Annotated in this window: 5 protein-coding genes; all 5 read right to left on the bottom strand. The window is 49.0% G+C overall.

Annotation, left to right across the window (positions count from 1 at the left end; translation table 11 throughout):
- Positions 1 to 118 precede the first annotated feature (118 nt).
- The 5 genes from ACTHUM_RS11300 to ACTHUM_RS11280 all read right to left on the bottom strand — a co-directional run bounded on the left by ACTHUM_RS11300 (position 119) and on the right by ACTHUM_RS11280 (position 2,706).
- The gene (locus ACTHUM_RS11300; protein WP_101755195.1) at positions 119 to 553 is read right to left on the bottom strand and encodes a hypothetical protein; all 435 of its coding nucleotides are present in this window, start codon (positions 551 to 553) and stop codon (positions 119 to 121) included.
- A 118-nt stretch (positions 554 to 671) separates the two neighbouring features.
- Positions 672 to 920: an acyl carrier protein gene (locus ACTHUM_RS11295; RefSeq protein ID WP_003680823.1), complete on the bottom strand. Its 249-nt coding sequence runs from the start codon at positions 918 to 920 to the stop codon at positions 672 to 674.
- A 12-nt stretch (positions 921 to 932) separates the two neighbouring features.
- Complete coding sequence (locus ACTHUM_RS11290) at positions 933 to 1,193, bottom strand: phosphopantetheine-binding protein (protein ID WP_003680822.1); 261 nt, start codon at positions 1,191 to 1,193, stop codon at positions 933 to 935.
- Positions 1,190 to 1,948 carry a lysophospholipid acyltransferase family protein gene (locus ACTHUM_RS11285; RefSeq protein ID WP_107791846.1) on the bottom strand — a complete coding sequence of 253 codons (759 nt, stop codon included), beginning with the start codon at positions 1,946 to 1,948 and terminating at the stop codon, positions 1,190 to 1,192. Before ACTHUM_RS11285 ends, ACTHUM_RS11290 begins: the two co-directional genes overlap by 4 nt.
- Positions 1,945 to 2,706, bottom strand: coding sequence for a beta-ketoacyl synthase chain length factor (locus ACTHUM_RS11280; RefSeq protein WP_440402909.1), 762 nt, complete (start codon positions 2,704 to 2,706; stop codon positions 1,945 to 1,947). Before ACTHUM_RS11280 ends, ACTHUM_RS11285 begins: the two co-directional genes overlap by 4 nt.
- Positions 2,707 to 2,714 lie beyond the last annotated feature (8 nt).

The raw sequence follows: 2,714 nt of genomic DNA, 5'->3' as shown, positions 1-2,714 counted from the left end.
ATTTTGTTTCGTAAGAGAGAAGTCAATTAATATCATTGTTCTTTGAGCAGGTTTGCCAGTTGCAGTTTGCGGCCGGTTTCGCATTTGATGTGGTCAATAAGGTCGATGGTGTCTTGGATTATTCGTTTTCTTCCTTATTTTTTTCAAAGGCTTCATGTTCTACGAGCAGCTTATAGTATTTTGGATAAAGCTTGGCGATGCGGTTACGGTTTTCCGAGGTGCAGAATTTTGCAACCTCTTTGGGTTCATGAGATTTAGGATAGCGGGAAAACATTTCAGTCTGCTCTTGTTTGGTCATTTTTTTGACCGTTGGGCAGATAGGGGCCATTGCTGATTTGCTGTTGGCAAATCCAGCCATATTCCATGCCAGCATCCCGTTACGTTGAGTTTCCTCGTTCGTGTTTTTTTCACAAAACTCCATATCGTTATACATATCCAATGAATCACGAATGACTTGCATACACTCGGCATGTGTCATTTTTTTGATGAGGGAAATTTCAGCGTGCGCAGACAAGGCGGGGAGTAAGAGCAGTAGGGAAATGAATTTTTTCATGGTGTTAGTTGTATATTATGGATAAGTGAGAAAGATTGATGATTAGGTTGTTTATTGATATTCAGACGACCTTGCCGGTGGGTAAGGCCGTCTGAAAATATGCTGATTCAAAGTAAAATCAGGAATCTTGTTGTACTTTCAAGACCGCTTGAACCACGTCTTCTACGGTACGCACGTTGCGGAAGTCTTCGGCTTGCAGTTTGCGGCCGGTTTCGCGTTTGATGTGGTCGATAAGGTCGATAGCGTCGATGCTGTCGATTTCCAAATCTTCGTAGAGGTTGGTTTCGGGTTTGATGCGTTCCGGTTCGATTTCAAACAGGTTAACCAGTGCATCGGTCAGCAGGGTGCGTACTTCTTGTTCGGTCATCTTGTCTCTCCCTTATGCTTGGCGGCTCTTGACGAACTCGGCTAAAGTTTTGACGTTGGCGAAGTTTTCGCGCAGGTTGTCGTTTTCACCGTCGAGCTGGAAGCCGAAGGTTTTTTGTACGGCCAAACCAAGTTCCAATGCATCAACCGAATCCAGGCCCAGGCCGTCGTCGCCGAAAAGTGGATCTTCGCTGCCGATGTCGGCAACGGTAATGTCTTCCAAGCCCAAGCTGTCGATGATTAATTGTTTGATTTGGTTTTCTAAATTGCTCATGTGGTTTTCCTTGTGAAATAGTCTTGCAGGTATTCGTTTAAACGGCGTGCGGCGATGGGCAGGGGTTTTTCTGCCAGCCATTCTTCAGGCAGGATGTCGTCGCCGACGGTAATTTCATAATGAATTTTTTGTGGCGGGATTTTGTACCACGGTTGCCCCTTTTTAAAATTGGGCGGCGTCATCTTGATGCACACGGGCGTGATGACTGATGCGCTGCGCAAACCGAGCGATACGGCGCCTCGGTGCATTTTAACCTGTCCGCCCCAACCTGTGCGCGTGCCCTCGGGGAAAATCAGCAGACTTTGCCCGCTTTTGAACACGGCATCGATTTCTTCCAGCATTTCCATGCTTTCGTCGTTGGGGATGTAGCCGGAAGCGATAATCTGGCTTTTCATGCTGGGGTTGTGCAACAGGTCTTTTTTAACCAGTACGTTTGGCTCTGAATAATGGCTGATCAGCAAGACGACATCCAAAAGCGAGGGATGGTTGGCAAGAATAAGCTGGCCGGGCCTGCCGAGTTTTTCCAAGCCGTTGAAACGGACGCTCAATACGCCCGACCATTGCAGGTAGCCGACAAAGAAACGCCAAACTCTGCCTATCATGCGTCTTGCTTCAAGTTGGCGTTTGATGTCGCCTTTGGTCGATTTGAGCGTATAGGGCAAAAGTGCGATTTTGAACAATACGCCTGCAACGCCGAAGAGGATGAAGCCGAAGAGTGTGGCAAAAAAGCGACGGAAATAGTCTAAAGTCTTCATGCGTTTTTCTGCCAGTGCCAGTTTCTACCGGCATAGTGTTGCGTATGTTGTCGGCCGTCTGAAAGCAGGAAGCGTACACACTCCAAGCTGCTCCAATAGGGCTTGACTGTTGTATCGTTAGGGTTTTCAGACGGCCTTTCGGATGTGGTTTCCAAGCTTAAGGTATAGTCTTCGCCTTTGGTGATGACCAGTGCCAATGCATAGGCAAACGGCGCACGTGTAGCCAAGACGGGATAGTCTTCAGACAAAGGATCATCGGCGACAATTACTAAAACGGATGGCGCGCCGTCTTGCAAAAGCGCGAATGCCTCGGTCAGCGCGGTTTCAAAGGAATCGGCGGCAACGGCCAATGCGGTATGCTCGCTCATGTCTTTGCGCAACATCGACCATTGTCCAATCGTTGCATTGTGGACGGACAGGCCGAATGAGGTCGGCGAGACGGTATGCGTGTTCAAAAGCTCTTGCCACAATTCAAAGCTGCGGTTGCTTTCGCCATCGTGCGAAACGTACACCGGTACACTTTCAGGATATTGGTCGGCCAGATTCCATGCAGCATCACAAACCAAGCGCGCCGCTTTTCCCAAGCGGCGGCGTTGCATAGGCGGCAAAAAGGAGAGCGCGGGTTTGCACTCCGGCAGTGAGGTGGTATCGAGTTTTCCCTGCGCCCAGTCCTGCCATTGCTCCGGCGTACTGATTTTGCTGGAGGAGGCCTGCCATGCGGCGATATTGAAGCTGAAACGGCAAACGTTTTGAGGCATGATGTCTT

Source organism: Neisseria sp. P0021.S006, from assembly GCF_051956895.1.
Note: the sequence above shows the minus strand (reverse complement) of the source record. Positions and strands in the feature narration are given on the sequence as shown.